General features: G+C 57.3%; 13 protein-coding genes. 6 read left to right on the top strand and 7 right to left on the bottom strand.

All coding sequences use genetic code 11. From position 1 onward, the window contains the following. Positions 1–157: 157 nt before the first annotated feature. Positions 158–955 carry a 5'/3'-nucleotidase SurE gene (gene surE, locus ACVWZF_RS04785; protein ID WP_011432519.1) on the top strand — a complete coding sequence of 266 codons (798 nt, stop codon included), beginning with the start codon at positions 158–160 and terminating at the stop codon, positions 953–955. A gap of 169 nt (positions 956–1,124) precedes the next feature. On the opposite strand, the gene ACVWZF_RS04780 is transcribed toward surE, so the two are convergent. The 5 genes from ACVWZF_RS04780 to hisH all read right to left on the bottom strand — a co-directional run bounded on the left by ACVWZF_RS04780 (position 1,125) and on the right by hisH (position 11,009). Continuing rightward, a complete protein-coding gene (locus tag ACVWZF_RS04780; RefSeq protein WP_457410986.1) occupies positions 1,125–6,749 on the bottom strand; it encodes a DEAD/DEAH box helicase in 5,625 nt (1,874 codons plus the stop codon). Between the two features lie 32 nt (positions 6,750–6,781). Then, positions 6,782–8,107 carry a hypothetical protein gene (locus ACVWZF_RS04775; RefSeq protein WP_011432521.1) on the bottom strand — a complete coding sequence of 442 codons (1,326 nt, stop codon included), beginning with the start codon at positions 8,105–8,107 and terminating at the stop codon, positions 6,782–6,784. Positions 8,108–8,119: 12 nt separating this feature from the next. Continuing rightward, positions 8,120–9,700, bottom strand: a complete 1,581-nt coding sequence (locus ACVWZF_RS04770; RefSeq protein WP_011432522.1) for a hypothetical protein — start codon at positions 9,698–9,700, stop codon at positions 8,120–8,122. Positions 9,701–9,884: 184 nt separating this feature from the next. Then, entirely contained in the window at positions 9,885–10,346 is a 462-nt protein-coding gene (locus tag ACVWZF_RS04765) for an EVE domain-containing protein (protein WP_457395107.1), read from the bottom strand. A 6-nt stretch (positions 10,347–10,352) separates the two neighbouring features. Next, positions 10,353–11,009: an imidazole glycerol phosphate synthase subunit HisH gene (hisH, locus tag ACVWZF_RS04760; protein ID WP_457395110.1), complete on the bottom strand. Its 657-nt coding sequence runs from the start codon at positions 11,007–11,009 to the stop codon at positions 10,353–10,355. A 68-nt stretch (positions 11,010–11,077) separates the two neighbouring features. On the opposite strand from hisH, the gene hemW reads away from it, so the two are divergent. Then, entirely contained in the window at positions 11,078–12,295 is a 1,218-nt protein-coding gene (gene hemW, locus ACVWZF_RS04755; protein ID WP_457410984.1) for a radical SAM family heme chaperone HemW, read from the top strand. Between the two features lie 187 nt (positions 12,296–12,482). Here the strand turns inward: hemW and ACVWZF_RS04750 are convergent, their stop codons facing one another. Next, positions 12,483–12,974, bottom strand: coding sequence for a YajQ family cyclic di-GMP-binding protein (locus ACVWZF_RS04750; protein ID WP_011432526.1), 492 nt, complete (start codon positions 12,972–12,974; stop codon positions 12,483–12,485). A gap of 117 nt (positions 12,975–13,091) precedes the next feature. Here ACVWZF_RS04750 and ACVWZF_RS04745 point away from each other — a divergent pair, with 117 nt between their 5' ends. Further along, positions 13,092–13,928 carry an SDR family oxidoreductase gene (locus tag ACVWZF_RS04745; RefSeq protein WP_457395116.1) on the top strand — a complete coding sequence of 279 codons (837 nt, stop codon included), beginning with the start codon at positions 13,092–13,094 and terminating at the stop codon, positions 13,926–13,928. A gap of 128 nt (positions 13,929–14,056) precedes the next feature. Next, entirely contained in the window at positions 14,057–14,422 is a 366-nt protein-coding gene (locus ACVWZF_RS04740) for an FHA domain-containing protein (protein WP_011432528.1), read from the top strand. Here ACVWZF_RS04740 and ACVWZF_RS04735 read toward each other — a convergent pair. Further along, positions 14,409–15,677 (bottom strand): lipopolysaccharide biosynthesis protein, encoded by a 1,269-nt coding sequence (locus tag ACVWZF_RS04735; protein WP_457395119.1) that lies wholly within the window; start codon positions 15,675–15,677, stop codon positions 14,409–14,411. The genes ACVWZF_RS04740 and ACVWZF_RS04735 overlap by 14 nt on opposite strands. Positions 15,678–15,724: 47 nt before the next feature. Between ACVWZF_RS04735 and mrdA the strand changes: the two genes are divergently transcribed. Next, complete coding sequence (gene mrdA, locus ACVWZF_RS04730; protein WP_457395122.1) at positions 15,725–17,704, top strand: penicillin-binding protein 2; 1,980 nt, start codon at positions 15,725–15,727, stop codon at positions 17,702–17,704. Positions 17,705–18,019: 315 nt separating this feature from the next. Further along, entirely contained in the window at positions 18,020–18,325 is a 306-nt protein-coding gene (locus tag ACVWZF_RS04725) for an HU family DNA-binding protein (RefSeq protein ID WP_414332065.1), read from the top strand. Positions 18,326–18,332: the final 7 nt, after the last annotated feature.

Genomic DNA, 18,332 nt, shown 5'->3' with positions numbered 1-18,332 from the left:
TGTTCCTACTGATATTGTTCAAAAGGCTACGTCCAATAATAACCCCAAGAAGCCGTAAATTTTCAGATTCTGCCGCTGAACTCGGCTACCTGGGGGATCAGCGCAGATCATTGGGTCAGACTGGTGTATGTCTAAGGGCGGGTGTGGGGTGGCTGGGATGAATATTCTCATCAGCAACGACGATGGCATCCAGGCGGCAGGGGTGCGGTGTTTGGCGGCAGCGCTGGCCCAGCTGGGGGGGCACCAGGTAACGGTGGTCTGTCCGGATCGGGAGCGCTCGGCCACCGGCCACGCCCTGACGTTGCACAAGCCGCTGCGGGTGGATCCGGTGCGGGAGGGATTTCCTCCAGAAGTGCAGGCCTGGGCCTGTTCGGGCACCCCTTCCGACTGTGTCAAGTTAGGTCTGGACGGGCTATTGGATCGTCCTCCCGATTGGGTGATTTCCGGCATCAATCAGGGAGCCAATCTGGGCACGGATGTGCTCTACTCCGGCACCGTCTCGGCGGCAATGGAAGGGCTATTGGAAGGGATCCCTAGCCTGGCAGTAAGCTTGGCCAGTTTTACCCATCAGGATTTTCAACCAGCGGCCCAGGTGGTGCTGAAGCTACTGGAGAAACTGAGCCTGAAACCCCTGGGGGAGCCGATGCTGTTGAACATCAACGTGCCCCCCCTAGCGCTGGCTGAAATACGCGGCATGGTCTTGGCCCGCCTGGCCTGGCGCAAGTACACAGATCTCTATGAGAAACGGGTGGATCCGCGCGGCAAGGCCTACTACTGGCTAGCTGGAGAGGTGGTGGAAGAGGAGGTGGATCCCTGTTCGGACGTGCGGGCGGTTGCTGAGGGCTATGTGTCGATTACGCCCCTGCAGCCAGATCTAACGGCTTATGCTGCCTTCGATAGCTTGCAGCAGTGGGGGCTCTCGGCTTTTGGCTCTGGATTGGAGGGAGCTCTGTAGGGATTGGCGCAGTTCAGAGTCAGAGAATAGAAAGGCTATTAGGCCCTGGAATAGAAAGAAATCGCCTCTGCCAACGTGTTTAGCCCGTAGAGAGAGCGTCGGCAGTGTTGGACTACTGAGTCGCGCTGCCCTCTTCCACCGCAGGCTAAAGAAACTGAGCGAAATAAAGTCAGGCAGCACCAGGACGCTTAGAGCGGGTAGTTTTTGTTGACTTTGCCAAGACATCCCCTGGTCGTCGCAACGTCAAAAAAGGATTGATTGCCTGAATGTGGGCCTGGGGATAGGCCTGACGGACTTGCTCAACAGTTTGTTGCCAGATGGGATGCTCATCAGTCCAAATAGGATGGCGCACAATCCGCACTTCCCGCCCCCGGTTTCCCGTCCACACCGGCAGGAGAAAATCCTGAGACACTTGCTGGAAGCCTAGGTTTTCCAGCAGTGGCGGCAGTACCTGCTCCACCAAGCGCCGCCAGGGATTTTCCTGCTCTTCCCCCCAAGGGCTCTGCAAATCGACCGGTGCCCTAGCATCTCGCAGAAGGCGCGCCATATCCAAGGCTAGTCGCCAATCCAAGAGCCCGTGGTAGGCTAGGTTGGAGTAATCGCGCAAGCAGTTGTTGCAGGACGTGTCGCAGGTCTGCTGGTGCTGCAGCCAACGGAAGGCCAAACTGTTGGGTTGAGACAAGTCCTCTTGTTCCAGCAGCTTCGAGAAGACCTCCGGCTGAGCGAGGTAGAGGCAATACCCCGCGCCATTCTCCAGCTTGTCGAACAGAAAAGCCTGACCCACCACTCGGCCAGCCTCTTCCTTTGTCTGAAAGCTGGCTTGCAACTCGTCAGGATCGACATCCAAAAAGGTGCAGGCAGCCGCTCGCAACCAGAAGGCGAAGGAATACAAAGCTGCTCGCCCTTCCACAGTTGTTGAGTCAGCAAACACGCCAGGCGGCCAAGTTTGAAGGCTGACCAGCAGCACGTCAGTGCGTCGCTTAGACAGTAGGGCAATCCGATAGGTAGGGCCTATTCCTTCGAAACGTTTCCCCTGAACTTCAGGACAAACATAAGCTCCTGGCCACTTCTTATCCGCTTGTAACAGGAACCCCCCCTCGCCGCCGCGATCATTGACGATTAAAACGTCATCGCTGCCTCCCCGCAGGTGAGCGTTGCCGGTCGTTGCGGTCGTCGCTTCCGCCTTAAGTCCGTCCGCGCCCAAGGTTGGCCGACTGACGCGGGGTTGCCACTCAAATTGACCATCAAAATCCCGCGGCTGCAAGTTGGTGAAAAAGCCCCTGGGTTCCCGCGCATCAATGCAGCGGAGGGTGGTTTGCTGGCATACCGGACAGGCTTGCTTTGCCGGCTTGTGGGTAGCTGGGGGAGGAGAGCAAAGCGGCTGCTGTGGCTGGTAGTCCTCTATCATGGCTTGACAGTTGCAGCACAGACCTAGCCAGCGGTTAGGTTGGTCAAGAGCCGGCACCAGGCCAGGCCGCGATCGCACGTCCCCTTTGTGAGGCACCAACTCCACCAGTCCACAGGCGGTGTGCACCGCCCGATCTTTAACGATTTCTGAGCCGGGGGCAAATTGTGCGATTGCTGTATCCAAGTCGCGATCGATGGTGCCTTGGCTAGCCGACCAGCGGGTATAGAGCAGGCGCACCCGCGTGGGAAAGCCAAACATGGGCAAGATGCCAGCATTGGCCAGGCGTTCGCTGAGTTGGGATTGGCTGTAGGCATTGGAAGTGGCAATCTCGCTAATCTTATTGACCAAATCGTTGCAGATGTAGTGATGCAAGGCTTGTCGATCGTCAGCCGAGAGATGAGTTTGCTGGCAGAGTTGGGTGATCACGGTTTGGATTTCTTGGTCGTGGCTAGCAATCCATTGGCGAACCAACGGCTCCACCTCCTGCCACTTTTCGGCTAGACCAAATTCGCCGTGGACGCTGGTCACGTCTTCAAGATGGACTGCAGCGGATTGATCGTGTTGCGAGACTTCCTGAAAAGCTTGTCGCAAAACTTCTTTGGCGACGACGCGCCGAGCAATGGTGAGGCTGCGCAGGTCAATGTAGGGCGGGGGTGGCGGATCGCCGGTAATGGCCTCAGGGCGCTGAAAGTAAAAATCGTCATGGCTGCGACCCCGGCAAAACGTAACTGCCAAGGAGACCCCGGCACCGCGCCGACCAGCCCGTCCCACCCGCTGCTGGTAGTTGAACCGTCGGGGCGGCATGTTTGCCATCATCACTGCCAGCAGGCCGCCGATGTCTACGCCAGCCTCCATAGTGGTAGTCACGCTTAACAAATCAATGCCCTGAGCCAGCGGTATTTCTCCCTCTAGGAACACTTCCTGGAACCAGCGCTGCCGTTTGAGGCGATCCTCCTTGTCGGTTTGCCCTGTCAATTCGGCAGCATTCATCCGAAACGGTTCGTTTTCAGGGTCGGAGAGGTAGGCGTAGTAGTCCAAGTCGCGCGGCAAGCTGCTCGGCTGCAGTCGGATGGCCTGCGGGTCAGAGCGTTTGCTGGTGTTGCGACCGCCACTGCACTCTGGGCACCATCCCCCCGCAGTGTGCAAGTAAAAGGCCCCGCATTGAGGACAGCGGTAGCCTTGAAGACCTTCGCGAGAGACGGGCACAAGGTAGAGGCGATCTGGATCCAAAACCAATCCGTTCTCGCTACGGGTACCGATTTTGTTCAACTCCCGCTCGATCTGGGATTTTAAGTCTGGCTTGCCCTGTTCCTCTAATTTTCTCAAGTATCGCTCCACGTACTGGGGTAATTCCCGCCTAGTACCCGGTCTGCAGAATTTGGAGTATCGATGCCGCTTGCGAATTCCCAATTGGCGGATAACCGCGCTGGCAACGTCTTGCAGTTCCGGAGGAACTTGAGCTGTAACATAGCCCTGTCCAAAAGACTCGATGTTTCTGACCGCATGGGCAAACAGCGTAAACATCATTTCATCAGCTAAATAGGCATCGAGTTCATCGAGGTGTCTGTTTTGCTCTGGTGTTCGGGCAGCAATTCGTGTTACTGGTTGACTTTGCCAGTTGTAGAGCTCAGTCCAGGGATGCCGATCCTTATTGACGGAATAGTAAAGGGCGCTAAAGGACATCCCGCCAGGGCACAGTCCCAAATGTAAGAGCAGGTCTGCCAGGGTGCGCCGCAAGGCAAGGAGAGGAACTTTCTCGCCGTAAGACTTGAGCATCTCGAGCCACAGTTCACGAACTTGCTCGTTGGCAGGTCGCCGGTTTTGAGTCCAAAGCAGAGCTTCTGTAGCAATGTCACCTTGCCGATTAAGAAAGCGATCCCGTGCTGCCCAATCCTCCGCCATCCCCTCAACGTCTTGTAGCAACCGGGGATATTCTCGCAACCGTTGCTGTCGTTCCTCTGGACTGGGCAACTCACAGCGCAGAAAGGCCCGCAGGTCTTGCCTATACTCCTCTGCTGATCGCACTAGCAGCAAGCGCACCATATCGCGATAGTGATCCATTTCCATACCGGCGGCTAACTTGGCTGCGTCCTGGCGGCTATCGGAAAAAACCACCAGCTTGCGGGATTGCGGTGTTGGCATTTCCCGCAACAAAGCTCCGGCAATCACCTGACAGGCTTTTTGGAATCCAGTGCGGTGCACGCGCAAAGGAGTGGGATAGGCCTCAAGGAGAGCGCGATCGGTATCGCAGCGAGGGCAGCGGCTCGGCAAGGCGGGCTGATTCCCATCCCCCTCTTTCACTTGGTACACCCAGCCGGGAACCTCGCCTTCTCTAGGGGGGCTTTTATCTTGTCGGAGTTCACCAGTAGCGGGGTTGAGCTTGGCTTCAACCCACCCCCGCTTCGTCTTGCCAGCAGTCCACTCCAAATATTGCGGCTGGGTCGCCCAAGGTTCCGGGTCGTGGGGCAGGGGCCAAAAAACGCGATAGTTCCCAGATTTTTGCGTGAGGTTCACTAAATCATCAGGGATGCCCTCCAACTCGGGTTGATCGGGGGTGAGGATGACCGACTTGGCAAATGGGTAAGCATATCCCCCCAGGAATACCTCCCCGCAAACTTCGCAGACGATCAAGTCCAGAACACGCGCTCCACAGTCGCAACTGAGGCGGTGCTGGCTATGCAAGGCGCCAATAGGTGGAGGGGGTTGGTTGTCTCCCGACGGACGGTGCGCGACGCTGCAGCGCGGGTTGCTGCACGCCCACAACCCTTGCAAGTTGTGAAAGAAGAGGTGGCCGCGCACAGGTTGAGGCGATCGCCCATCTTTTCGTTGAGCTACCGCTGTCGCCATCAATAATCCCCGCAAGGACTCAGAGACCAGACCCCCTTCGGGCATGGTTGCACCTGGGAACAGTTGCTTGTCAACTTTTTGGATGGGGGTAGCGCGCACGCTGCCGCTAACTTGCCGACAAGCCTCTCGCAGGGCATCGGCAACTTTGAGTTCCTCGAGGCACTCCCCCAAGGCTCGCTCCGGCGATTCCGAGCTGAGATCGCCGCCCAAAGCTTGCACCAGTCTGGTCAGAGCTTCCTTGGCAATGGGGAGGGGCCGCAGCGGCTGGAGGGGATCCGGCTGCACGTCCCGGGCAAACTGAGCGAAAGCAGCTTGATACTGGCGCACTCGCAATGGCGCTTCGGGATCCGGAGGAACTTGTTCTCCGGCAATCACCACAAAGCGATCGCGACCAAAAAAGTCCCGGAGAAACTTGTGTCCTGCTTCGTTGTCTTCCAAGCTGGCACTGGTTGCCAAAACCTGCAATTGTTCTGAGTCAACTGTTAGCCCCAAGCGGTACAGAAGTAAGCGCAGCAAGTAGGCCACTTCTGAGCCTGGCGTGCCTCGGTAAGTGTGCAACTCATCGATGACGAGCAAGAATTTACGCTCGGGATCCCCCTGCAGCCACCTTTTGGTTTTCTCGAACATCCCCTCCTCAATCTGCCGCATCAGCATAATGTTGAGCATGGAATAGTTGGTAATCAAAATATCCGGCGGATGCTCTTGCATGTCCCAGCGCGATCGCATTTCTCCCCCATCCAAGCGGGGAAAATAAAACCTCAAATCTGGGTCTTCACTTTGGGCAGCCTTTTCCTGCTCTGCTTGCAACTCTCGCAGTTGCTGGGCTAGTTCTTCTACCTTCTTATTGGGAGTGCGATAGCCAGGGAGGGGGGTTTGTCCCGTGTAACGACCGAAGGTGATGCGATTGCCACCGCGATGGCGATCCAACCATTCATGGGTCTCTGGACTATCCAACACTTTGCGCAAGCGCCGCAATTGATCCTCCACCAGCGCGTTCAGCGGATAGAGAATCAGCGCCCGGATTGCTGCCGGTCGTTGTTGACCTTGGCGCTGCGGCACCCACTTGTCATCTGCGTGCTTCCACCAGAACGTATCTCCGCTCTGAGAAGACATCGGATCCCAGGTACGGGATTCCCGGGCAAGGTGGGCTAGGATTGGCAACAAGAAACACTCGGTTTTGCCAGAACCAGTTCCCGTTGTTACTACAATATCCTTCTGGTTAACGATGGCTGCCTTCAAACTTTGCCATTGGTGCTCATACAGCGGAAAGTTTGGAAATAAAGACTGGCCTAGATGTACCAAATCTTCATAACCAGCGGGTAAAGCTTTCGCTGCTTCCTCAAGGGTTTTGCCAGAAGAAGGGTAGAGTGGTGTAGGCTCCAATAGGGGAGGAGTACTAAGCAGAGCATTCTCGGGTCTGTACTGCAAGTGGCGATCCCGCTCGGCGCTAAGAGCAGGGTAACGTAAGGGAAAAGCACTTCTAATGTAAAGCTGGTAGATTCGATCTAACCGCTGATAGATACCGACGAGGTCGTACATGGTTTTTCCTTTGCCTTTGGCAAAAACTGTAACTATTTCTCCAGATCAAAAAACGGCAGCTGTTCACCAATGACTTGCCACACAGTTGGTGCAATGTTCTGATAAATCAGTTCTTCTGTTGTGCGATTGTAGCGAGGCAGACAACCCGATTGCATGACCAAGTAGCGTTCGTAGGCTAGCGGCCAGCGCTGGCTGATAGGGATCGATAGTTCTTGGGCATTGGGGTCGTAACTAACTGATAGGTTTTTGGGAGCAAGATGAGTCAAAGCCAAAAAACGTAAACTGTACCATTCGGCGCTGTACCAAGCGTTGTGCTGGCGGTCGTAGAATAGGGCATGCTGCTGTTGGGATCCCTCCTCGTACAGCTCGTAGAAACCCGTTTCCTCGGCGTCTGGCACATCTACGAAGCTGCTCCCATCGTAGCGCTTTAGTCGATAGCGGTGAAGTGGCACCCAATCGACGACCTTTAGCGTAGCTACCCAATCAGCCCAAGGAGGAGGGGCCTCGACCGGACGAATGGCTAGGGCAGGGTATTTGGTCCGTAACTCGGCAATTGCATTGGCAGCATCAGCTTGCAGCTCAAGCTGCCAACAGGGTGGAGCATCCCTTCGAGGTTGAGGGATCTTCACAAGGCGACCAAACTGCTGCAAAGACTCTTGCAGGCTGGCGTTTCGCTGACCGTACAGCACGTAGCAATTTTTGCTCACTGGCTGCAGGGAAGGTGGCTGCATTTGCCAGTGTTGACCATCCTGAGCTGCCAGAAGATGCCCTAACAACTGCAGCCGACGCCACAACCGACGCGGTTGGACTAGATCTAGGTGACTGCATACGGCTTGAAAGGTTTCCCAAGAACCAGAACCGGCTGCCGATAACCACCAAAGCAGCTGTTCGCACGGCTGGGAGCGATCGCTTCCTGCCGCCTCTGCTATAGGTGTTTCCAAACCAAGTGGGTTGACTTTAGGTGGCCGCTTGACTTGGAAATACTCAATGGGTTGGGTATCCCGTTCCAACTCATAGGCGATACCCACCATGTGTCGAATATCTTCCCAGCAAAATCCTTCTCTTCGAATCCTAACTATACTGATACCTCTCACTGTTTTAATCAGTTGCTCAAGGGTGTTTTGTGTGGATGACCAATCAGAGCGCGCATTTGTCTTAATACCCAAGTAGAAGTAATACTCTCCCCTACTTCTTTCCTTAATGCCCTTCTCAATACGAACATGAGACACAACATCGGCCAAGTTTTCTTGAGTAACCCGCTTTTGTAAGTAATTCAGCAACTTTTGGGGTTTGTATCTGGAGGTATGGGTGCGAAAGCCCCAGTAAGTTTGCTCTGACCGAGAAGATTTTTTCGACATAGAGTTATGCCTCTACTCTAGGGAAGCTAATGACAAATCACCCCAACTCAGGATCTTCAAAAAGCGTTCCTGGTGGGCAGTTCCGCCCCGTACTTGGATTTGGTAAGTACCGGGAGGTAAGTCTGCGGGCAAATCCCAAGGCTGGTTGGTAGAGCGATGGTCTTCTGGAAGATATATGCTCCCGGTACGCACTTCAGTTAGAGTCACGGCTACCGTAGGCTGAAACCCGTACACAGTCACCTTTGGCAAGTGACCCTCGAGCCAACCTTGTCCTTGCGGTACCCGTAGCCCTCCACCCAAGGCAATGTGCAGACGATCGCGTGGTTGTAAGGCCTCTTTCAGCTCAGGATGTTGTAAAAACAAACCGTCCCATACCGGCGCCAGCACCTGACATTCTTGGATTTCCCACCAGCCAGAGGTTACTTCAAAGGCAAGCTGGCGATCGCCCTCCCACTGCAGCAGCTTTTCTTCTCGTAGCTGCTGCAAGTCCAACCAGAGTGCTTCCCGAAACAGCACTGTGAAATGACTGCCCAATTTAGGTGCTCCCCAACTAGCCAGCGCACTAGACTCGGGGTTCTCAGGATCGGGCACCAAGACCCAAAAGTCTCGAGCTGGCAGCTGGAGTTCCCGCAAGTGGGCATGATCTCGAATCGGCCATGACTTCCCCGTTGTTAGATCGGCAGCAGAAAGCGGTGCGCCAACAGGGAAAAACCAACCAGAGCGCTCACAACGCAAGCTACCTAGGTTTTCTACGGTCACCTCGGCAACTGGCCAACGACGCGGAACTTTGGGGTAAGGGTAGTACTCTGGATTCCCCCACCGATCTTCGGTGCGATACAGCCCTGCAATCAGGCACGTGGGGGGACGTCGGCTAAATTGTTCAGGTTTCGGGCATTGTGCGTCTAACCACTCCTGATGGACGGCTAGGATTTCGGCGCCCAGTACCTCGTGTCGCTGGCGATCGTCCAGCAGCTCTTCCAGATGGCGGTTCAGGTTTTTTTCGCTCGCCAAGTCCACCAGTAACTTAGTTTCGCTGCGGGCGGTAGTCCAGTTTTTCTCGTAAAACAGGCAACAGAGCTTTTGGATGTCCGCTTTCCGCAGCAGGGTTTGGGAAATGGGGTAATTCAAATACCGGCGCGGGCCTTCCCCTGGCTCGGCGGTGGCAATCCATCCCTTTACCTCTAGCCATTGGTTCCACTCCTGCCATAGGCCTTCTTCATCTCCAGCTTTCATCCCAGTGGGACGAGTGTCGCCGCCTACCCCCAATCGTTGACAAAAATGGGTAAAGAAGTCCCTCTCATCCAGCTCCTCATCCCTCACCATGTCGTTGGCGGCGAGCACCATCAGCGCCAAGAAGGCAACTCCTGCTGGTTCGGGCAAGCTTTGGTTTTGCAGAGTTGATAGCTGGACTCGCTGGCCATCTACCACCTGGGCGCGCACGGCTTGGCAAAAGTCCTCAACTGGGCCTAAGCCTAGACTTGCTAAAACTTCTTCATCTACGCTGAGGTAAACTGGCGTACCGTGAGGAACTCCCAGCGTTGCCCATTGAACAATTGCTTGGTTCCAGCGGGCATAGTTGTTGTGCAGCGCCACAGTAACCTCGCCCTGGGTTCCTTCCTCAAGCCTAGGCAGGCGTTGAATGCCCAGTTTCCTATTTTTTGAATCTCTTTATGTTTGTTTTAGGTCAAATTGGCAGCAAAACAGAGTCGGCGCTGTAGAGGCTAGCTGCCTCGGAGAGGAAATGGTCGGGCGAGACCGTCGGGAAGCTTACCCCAGATCAAGAGGAGAGGTTTGCCAGTGAGAGCAAGCGCTCCGCAACCTCTGCAGCCACAGGTATCACCGACAGGCGTGTGCCCCGCCGCACCACCTCCAGCTCCTCTGGGGTGAAGGTGGCCCGCAATTTGGCCAAAGGGATCACTCTTTCAAAAGCAGCCAAAAATTGCACCCGCACCGTGTACCACCGGGGATCTGCTGGAGTGGACTTGGGATCGTAGTAGGGGCTGGTCGGATCAAACTGGCTGGGATCCACCACCTGGGTTTCTAGGATTGCCATCAGGCCAGCAATACCAGGGGGGTTGGCGTTGGAGTGGTAGAAAAAGGCGCGATCCCCCACCTGCATGGCTTTTAGATAGTTGCGGGCTTGGTAGTTGCGCACGCCATCCCAGAGGGTTTGGCCTTCCCGCTGCAGATCCCAGATGCTGTAAACGCTGGGCTCAGATTTCATCAGCCAGTAGTTCATGGGGCACTAAGCTCTGGGAGCAGATAAAAGGGAGCAACGGGCAGCAAACTCGACAAAGTTTTGCAACATCTGCAAGCCAACAGGGCCCGACTTTTCGGGGTGAAATTGGGTAGCAAACAAGGTGCCGCGGGCAATAGCGGCTACACAGGTTTGGCTGCCGTGTTGGGTGGTAGCAGCCACCCAGCTTGGGTCATTGGGCACTGCGTGGTAGGAGTGGACAAAGTAAACCCAGCTTTGATTCGGGATCCCTGCCCAAAGAGGCGATTGGGGTTGGGTAAGGTGCAACTGGTTCCAGCCCATGTGAGGGATGCGCAGGCCCGCCTCTGGCCGAAAGCGCTGCACCCGTCCAGGCACAATGCTCAGCCCTGGCTCTGTTCCCTCTTCGCTGCTTTCGAACAAAACTTGCAGCCCAAGGCAAATGCCTAAAAAAGGCTGTTGCCGCTCCACAGCTTCCCGGATCGCTTTCCCAAAGCCCCGCGCCCGCAGCTGCTGCATGGCTGGGTCAAAGGCCCCATCGCCGGGCAGGACAATGCCGTCAAAAGCCGCTAGTCCAGTTGGCTCTGTTACTAGCTGCACCTCAGCTCCGGCCCGCTCCAGCCCTTTGCAAGCCGAATGCAGATTTCCCGCCTCATAGTCGATTACCGCCAGGCGCACAGCTCCCATGGGATCCCTCCTCGTGAGGAGTTTCGGAGTCTATCAGTATAGTGGTTCTAACCCGTTTGAGCTGACTCATGGCTGTGGCAATTGCTTCGCACGATCCCACTCCGACCGGTACTGCTCCGCAACCCTGTCGCGACCAGGTTGATTGGCCTGAGGCGGCTTACCTGCACATCCCTTTTTGTCGGCAACGCTGCCACTACTGTGATTTTGCCACCGGCCTGGGCACCCGCAAGTTGATGGAAACCTACGTGCAGATGCTCTGCCGGGAGATCGGCGGCGCCTACCGCTACCGCCATCTGGCCGGGGATCCCAGACCGTTGACCAGCATTTTTTTCGGGGGTGGCACCCCTTCTCTGCTGACGGTGGAGCAACTGGGGCGGATCTTGACTCAATTGAGGGAGAGGATCCCGTTTCATCCCGACTGCGAGATTTCTCTGGAGGCCAACCCCGGCACCCTGACGCGGGAGCAGTTGGCGGGCTACCGGGAGCTGGGGGTCAACCGCATCAGCTTAGGGGTACAGGCATTTCAGCCAGAGCTGCTGGCCGCTTGTGGTCGCCTGCATGGAGTGGAGGAAGTTTACGAAGCCGTGGCCGACTTGCAGGCGGCGGGCTTTGAGAATTTCAACCTGGATTTGATCTTTGGGCTGCCCTACCAGACTTTGGAACACTGGCAGCAGTCTCTACGAGCTGTTCTTGAGATTAACCCCACCCATGTCTCCGTCTATGATCTGACGATTGAACCGGGAACCCGCTTTGGTCGGATGTACCGACCGGGAGCAGCACCTTTGCCCAGCGAGGAAACCACAGTTGCCATGTACCTAATGGCGCGGGAGCTGCTCACCGAAGCGGGCTACATCCACTACGAAATCTCCAATTTTGCCCGCCCCGGCTACGCCTGTCGCCACAACCGAGTGTACTGGGAAAATCGCCCTTACTTTGGCTTTGGCATGGGATCCGTCGGCTACGAGGGGGGACGGCGCATTCAGCAACCCAAAACCCTTTACCACTACTTTGAGCAGGTGAAAGCTGGAGTCTACCCCCTCCCTCCTGAAGCATCCCCAGAGGAAGTTTGGATGGATACTTTGATGTTGGGGTTGCGTCTAAAGGAAGGTCTGGATTTGTGCCATTTACAGGAGCGTTTTGGCCACCCAAAGGTCGAGCAAGCTTTGGAGAGGCTGGATCCCTATTTTGAGAAGGGATGGGCCAGTTGTGAGGCAGGCCGGCTACGGCTGATTCCGCCCGATGGCTGGCTATTTTCCAATGAGATTCTCAGAGACTTGCTGGCTTGATTCCGACGGTTACTTTCACAAGATTTCTCACCAGAGCCCCCTATCCCAATTGGCCGAAAACTCAAGCTTTGAGGAGCGTAGGCCATCACCATTTCCAGCAGCCATTAAACCCAACATTTCACAGATCCTGAGATCTCTAATCTTGCAAGAGGGGTTGAGGGGAAAGATACGGAAGCCCAGAGGATCCCTATCGATAGTTGACAAATTGCAGCGCCACCGGGTAGTCCTGCTGCCTAAGCATTTGAATGACCGCCTGTAGCTCGTCTTTATCCTTGCCGGAAACGCGCACCAGATCCCCTTGAATGGCGGGCTGCACCTTCTTAAAGTTGTCGCGGATTTGCTTGGCGATCTGTTTGGCCAGCGTGGCATCAATGCCCTTTTTCAGGTGAACCACCTGGCGCACTCGGTTGCCGCCGGCGCTCTCTGGGGGTTGGAAGTCGAAGATCTTCAGGGATAGACCCCGCTTGGCCGCTTTGGTAAGAAGCAGATCCCGAATGGAGTTGAGGGCCATGTCGTTGGCGGTGGTGATGGTCAGGGATCCCTCCTCCAGCTCAATTTCCGTCTGAGTATCCTTGAGGTCGTAGCGCTGTTTGATCTCCCGTCGGGCTTGATCCACAGCGTTCACCAGTTCCTGCCGATCGAAATCGCTGACGATGTCAAATGAGTAGGTAGAGGCCATAAACCTTATCTTCGCTATCGTTCAGTATCTTAAGCCCTCAGCCAAGCAGGGATCCCTAACTCTCGGAGAAGCTACAACAGGTAGAAGGATCCCAGTCCAGATTTACGGAGAAGCAGGATGGCCGATGTTGTTTTAATTACAGGCGCTTCTGAAGGCATCGGCAGAGCTACTGCCTTTACCTTTGCCCGTGGGGGTTACCGATTGGCGCTGGCTGCCCGCACTGCCGAAACCCTGAAGCAAACGGCCATCGACCTAGAGCAAAGCCTAAATGCCGAGGTCTTGGCCGTTCCCACCGATGTCACGCAGCCAGAACAGGTGCAAAACCTGGTGGAGAAAACTCTGGAACGCTATGGCCGCATCGACTGCCTGATCAACAACGCCGGCATCTGCATGAGTGGCCCTTTTTTGCAAACCACCCCGGAGCACTGGCAGGCTCTGATGGCGGTCAATTTTTGGGGCTACCTCCACACCATTCGAGCCGTGCTCCCCGACATGTTGAAGCGCAAAAAAGGTCAGATCATCAACGTGGGATCCATTGGCGGCAAAATGCCCCTGCCCCAGATGAGCGCCTATTGTGCCAGCAAGTACGCGGTCAGTGGGCTGACAGAAGCGCTGCGTCTGGAACTGCAACCCCAAGGGATCCAGGTGATCGGCGTCCATCCGGGCATCGTCAGCAGCAATTTCCTCAAGCGAGCCATTTTTCTGGATGAGGTGGGGCCAGCGTCCTCTCCCGACAGCCAAGCCCAAACCTCAGGTGGCAAAGCCCGTGAGCAAATGCAACAGGCGCTGGAGAGTTTTTGGGTCAGCCAGCCGGAAGAAGTTGCCGAAGCCATTTGGGATGCCGCTCGCCAGTCCAAGTCAGAGGTGGTGGTGGGCATGGCCCAATGGGCGGTAGGAGCTTACACCCTCTTCCCCGGATGGGTCGGCTCATTGCTCCAGAATGTTCCTCGCTAGCCCACTGGATCGGTCGAGAGTTCTGGGGCGCTGGATGAGCGATTCTGCAGACCCAGCGATAGCAGGAAGAAGGCTAAACTTCGGTATAGTTTGAGGTACGGTTAAACACTGGTATTGACAGCGGAAGTATGGTTGAATCTGTGCCTTCTCCTTCCGGTACCCACCAGCACATCTTGATCGTGGAAGACCGAGATGGCCGCCGTACCCAGGTGCTGGGATCCGCCAAATACTTCATCGGTCGGGACTTGGCGAACGACATCTGTCTCAACTCTCAGTATGCCTCCCGCTACCACGCCATGCTGCTGCGGATTCCCGCCGAGCGAGAGGGAGAATATTGCTACCGCATTTTGGATGGGGATCTGGAAGGTCGCCCCAGCACCAATGGCTTGTTGATCAACGGCCAGAAATTGACCACCCACCAGCTCAAGTCGGGGGATGTGATCACCTTTGGCCCCGATGCCAAAGCCACCTACAAAATTGTTAAGGCTCCCTAGGCCCAGATCTCTGCAGAGCGTGCAATCGCCCCCCAATCAACAGCAGCAAAGCCAGCACCAAGGCCACCTCCGACAGCAAGGTCGCTAGGGCCGCCCCCTGCCAACCCCACCTTGGGATCCAAACCGCATTCAAAAGCCCATTCAGCCCCAGAGCCATCAGTTGCAGACGGCTGCGGGGCCTTTGCAACCCTGCCCCGGTGAGCAGGTGAGACAGCAAAAGGTGGATCCCTTCCAGCAAAATGACCGGGCTGAGCCAGCGCAGGATGAGGGCCGTTTCCCGGTAAGCCGATCCCAGCACCCAAGGGATTCCGTAGGATCCCAGGGCCAGCCCCAGAGCAGCCAAACTGCCGTAGCCCACCACCCAAGGGAAAAGCTGCCAGGCGTAGCGCCAGCCTTGCGGAAGGCCCTTCTGCCCTTGGCGGCACAGCTCGGCAAAATGGCTGGTGAGCAGGGCGATCATCGGCGTTTGCGAGAAGTTGATCACCCGATAGGCAGCGCTGTAAAGACCCCCCGCCGCTGCTGAGGCCAAACGGGGCAAGAGCAGCTTATCCAAATCGGTGAAGGTTTTCACCGCGGCCAGCCCCACCGCAAAGTCCCAGCCCGCTATCAGCCGTTCCCGCAGATCTCGCCAGCTCAGGGCCAAGGGGGGAGAAGGCTCGCTCCACCGCCCCATCCCCCTCGCGATCAGCAGCAGCACGACCAACACCATCAGGCCGTACAGAACAGCCCATTGCACCAGGGATCCCCAGCCTAAGGCCACCGCCAGCAATACTGCCCCCAATCGCCCCAGCGCCATGCCCGTGTCGATGAGGGCTACGCCGGCAACCTGCTCTCTCCCGATCAGGATCCCCCTGTACACCTCTGGCACCGCGATGAACAGCAGATCGCTCAAGAGCAATACCCCCACCACCGCTGCCGGCGTCCCGGCCAGCCAAACGCTCAAGAGGGGCCACAACACCAGCGCCATCCCCCCACAGCCCAATCCCGCCAGCCATAAGCTGGGGCCAACCCCCTGGGTGCAAGTCGGGGATCCCTGCCGGCTGAGGCGCTGGATCAGCAGTTCCGATTGGCCCAAATAGCCAAACGGGGCGGCCAGGTTGCTGCAGGCCAAGATGGCAGAGAAAACCCCGAAGGCTTCCGGCCCCAACAGACGGGCCAACAGGATGAAATAGGCCCCGGACAACCCCAGGCGCAGGCCATTGCCCACCATCAGCCAGGCAGCCTGGCGCAGCCGTTGTTGTTCTGCTCTATCCACGCTGCCACTCCTGGACGAGGCTTGCCGCAGCCAGGGATACTGGATGGATGCTGAGACTGCCTGCCCGAGAGCGGGCATCTCCTCTCGATTTTGGGTGTATCGGTTGCAATTCTTCTGGCAATTTCATGGCCAAACTCTACCCCGTCAGCAACGCCGCGCGAAGCCCCCACACCTTGGCAGGACGGGATCCGCAAGCCCTGTTCTCCCCCCATTCCAGACCGCCTGCCCCCCGCCGGGTACTTCCCCCACCCCCGCCGGACGGCGGTAGCCCTCGCTGGCTGGGATCCGCATCGGCCAAAACGGTGGGGCAGGGCTATCGGGCCGTTGTCTTGCTCTTGCTGACCAGTCTGCTGCTGTTTGGAGGGCTGGGATCCCGTCTGGCCTACCTGCAGTTGGCGCGCACCCAGTATTACCGCCAGCTGGCCGATACCAACCGCATTCGCCTGTTGCCCCAGCCGCCAGAACGCGGACGCATTGTGGATCGCAACGGCGTATTGCTGGCGAGCAGCCGATTGTCCCACTCGGTCTTCCTCTGGCCTCTGGTGCAGTCGCGGCAGCGCTGGCAGGAGATGATCCCCAAGTTGGCAGAATACTTGAACATGGCCCCCGAGGAGATCGCCCAGAAACTGGAACAGGCCGGATATCGTTCCCCGTTTCCCGTGCGCATCCTGCGCAACGCCAGCCCCCAGGTGGTCATTCAACTGGAGGAGATGAGCCGCGAGCTGCCGGGGGTGATGGTGGAGGCGGAGACGGCGCGGTTTTATCCCCACGGCGACTTGGCCGCTCACCTGCTGGGCTACACCGGCGAGATCCCCCTAGAGCAACTGCGGGCCGACCCTAGCTATCGCCTGGGGGATATCGTTGGCCTGATGGGAGTGGAGGAATTGTTCGAGAACCATCTGCGCGGCCAATGGGGCGGGCGACAGGTGGAGGTGGACGCCATGGGAGAGGTGCTGCGGGTGCTGGGGGAACAAGCGCCCCAACCGGGCAACACCCTGCAGCTCACTTTGGATGTGCGGCTGCAGCAGGCGGCAGAGCGGGCCCTCGGCCAGCAAAAAGGAGCGGTGATCGCCATGGATCCCAGCGATGGCTCGATCCTGGCCATGGCCAGCTATCCCACCTTTGATCCCAACCTCTTTTCCAGCCGCATCACCCAAGCCCAGTGGGAGAGCCTGCAGCAGCAGGATTTTCCCTTCCTCAACCGCGGCCTGCGGCCCTATCCCCCCGCCAGCACCTACAAAATCATCACCACCGCTGCCGGGATTGAGTCGGGAGCCTTTCCCCCGAATACGGTGCTGCAGACCGGCCCCTACATCCAGGTGGGAGGGTGGCGCTTTTGGGACTGGAACCGGGCCGGCTTCGGGCGGCTGAACTACCGGCAGGCGATGGCCTACAGCAGCGACACCTTTTTCTACCAAATCGCCCTCGGCACCAAGGCTGCCCCTTTGCAAGAATGGTCGCGCCGCTTTGGGTTGGGACAACTGACCGGGATTGGCCTCAAAGGGGAAGCCGCGGGTCTGGTGCCGGATGCTGAGTGGAAGCAGCGCCACTGGCGCGAGCCCTGGTATGTGGGCGACACGGTCAACATGTCCATCGGCCAGGGATTTATTACCGCTACGCCGCTGCAAATGGCGGTGGTAACGGCGGCAGTGGCCAATGGGGGCTGGCGGGTGCGCCCCTTGCTCTCGCACCAGGTGATCCCGGAAAGCCCTGTGCCGCTGCGCCAAAAGGTAGGTCTTTCCCCTGCCACCCTGGAGATCCTGCAGCAGGGGCTGCGAGATGTCGTGGTTTACGGCACCGGCGGCAACGCCAACCTGGGGCCAGGATTTCCCCCAACGGCTGGTAAAACCGGCACCGCAGAGGATCCGCCGCGGCGATCCCACGCTTGGTATGTTGGCTATGCTCCCTACGACCGGCCCGAATTGGTGGTCGTGGTCTTTCTGGAAAACAGCGGCGGTGGGGGTGGATCACGGGCCGCTCCCATCTTTCGAGAGGTGATGCGGGCCTACTTCCGACCCGAGTCGTGAGCCCTAGCTTTCTGTCGGATCCGAGCCAACTGGGTATATGCAGTCTCTTGTCTCCCAGAAAATTGCGTTAAGATCCCCTAAAACCCCTTGCCCAGCAGGCTTCTGCCCTAACTTAGCTGTAGAATATGTCAGTGATTTGGAGCTCAACTGCCACAATCCTGCCATTCGCGCCAGTGGCGCCTTGGCGCATTGCAGGGCAAGCCCCGCTCCCACACACTGAGAACACTCTGGGCCGTGGCCGCTCTGCAACGCCTGAGCGAATCCGCGATCCAGGGAACGCTCTAACTTTATTGCCTAACTCAAAAGGAGATCAGGATGAACAAGGCAGAACTTGTTGATGCCGTCGCTCATCGCGCCAATGTAACCAAAAAAGAAGCGGAGGCTGTCATTTCCGCCGCACTGGAGATCATTGTCGAAGAGGTCGCATCCCGCGATGAAAACGGTGAACCCAAGGGGAAGGTGACCCTGGTGGGCTTCGGCTCCTTTGAGGCTCGCAAGCGCAAAGAGCGGGAAGGTCGCAACCCGAAAACCAACCAAAAAATGGTGATCCCAGAGAGCATCGTCCCCACTTTTACGGCGGGCAAGTCATTCCGCGAAGCAGTAGCAGGGGGGAAATCTTAATTTCGCC

This window comes from Thermostichus sp. OS-CIW-30 (assembly GCF_054060215.1).
Note: the sequence above shows the minus strand (reverse complement) of the source record. Positions and strands in the feature narration are given on the sequence as shown.

Excerpts from the sequence above, each read along its gene's own strand:
- surE (WP_011432519.1), top strand. The coding sequence starts at position 158 with ATGAATATTCTCATCAGCAACGACGATGGCATCCAGGCGGCAGGGGTG.
- ACVWZF_RS04780 (WP_457410986.1), bottom strand. The coding sequence starts at position 6,749 with ATGTACGACCTCGTCGGTATCTATCAGCGGTTAGATCGAATCTACCAG.
- ACVWZF_RS04775 (WP_011432521.1), bottom strand. The coding sequence starts at position 8,107 with ATGTCGAAAAAATCTTCTCGGTCAGAGCAAACTTACTGGGGCTTTCGC.
- ACVWZF_RS04765 (WP_457395107.1), bottom strand. The coding sequence starts at position 10,346 with ATGAACTACTGGCTGATGAAATCTGAGCCCAGCGTTTACAGCATCTGG.
- hisH (WP_457395110.1), bottom strand. The coding sequence starts at position 11,009 with ATGGGAGCTGTGCGCCTGGCGGTAATCGACTATGAGGCGGGAAATCTG.
- hemW (WP_457410984.1), top strand. The coding sequence starts at position 11,078 with ATGGCTGTGGCAATTGCTTCGCACGATCCCACTCCGACCGGTACTGCT.
- ACVWZF_RS04750 (WP_011432526.1), bottom strand. The coding sequence starts at position 12,974 with ATGGCCTCTACCTACTCATTTGACATCGTCAGCGATTTCGATCGGCAG.
- ACVWZF_RS04745 (WP_457395116.1), top strand. The coding sequence starts at position 13,092 with ATGGCCGATGTTGTTTTAATTACAGGCGCTTCTGAAGGCATCGGCAGA.
- ACVWZF_RS04740 (WP_011432528.1), top strand. The coding sequence starts at position 14,057 with ATGGTTGAATCTGTGCCTTCTCCTTCCGGTACCCACCAGCACATCTTG.
- mrdA (WP_457395122.1), top strand. The coding sequence starts at position 15,725 with ATGCTGAGACTGCCTGCCCGAGAGCGGGCATCTCCTCTCGATTTTGGG.
- ACVWZF_RS04725 (WP_414332065.1), top strand. The coding sequence starts at position 18,020 with ATGAACAAGGCAGAACTTGTTGATGCCGTCGCTCATCGCGCCAATGTA.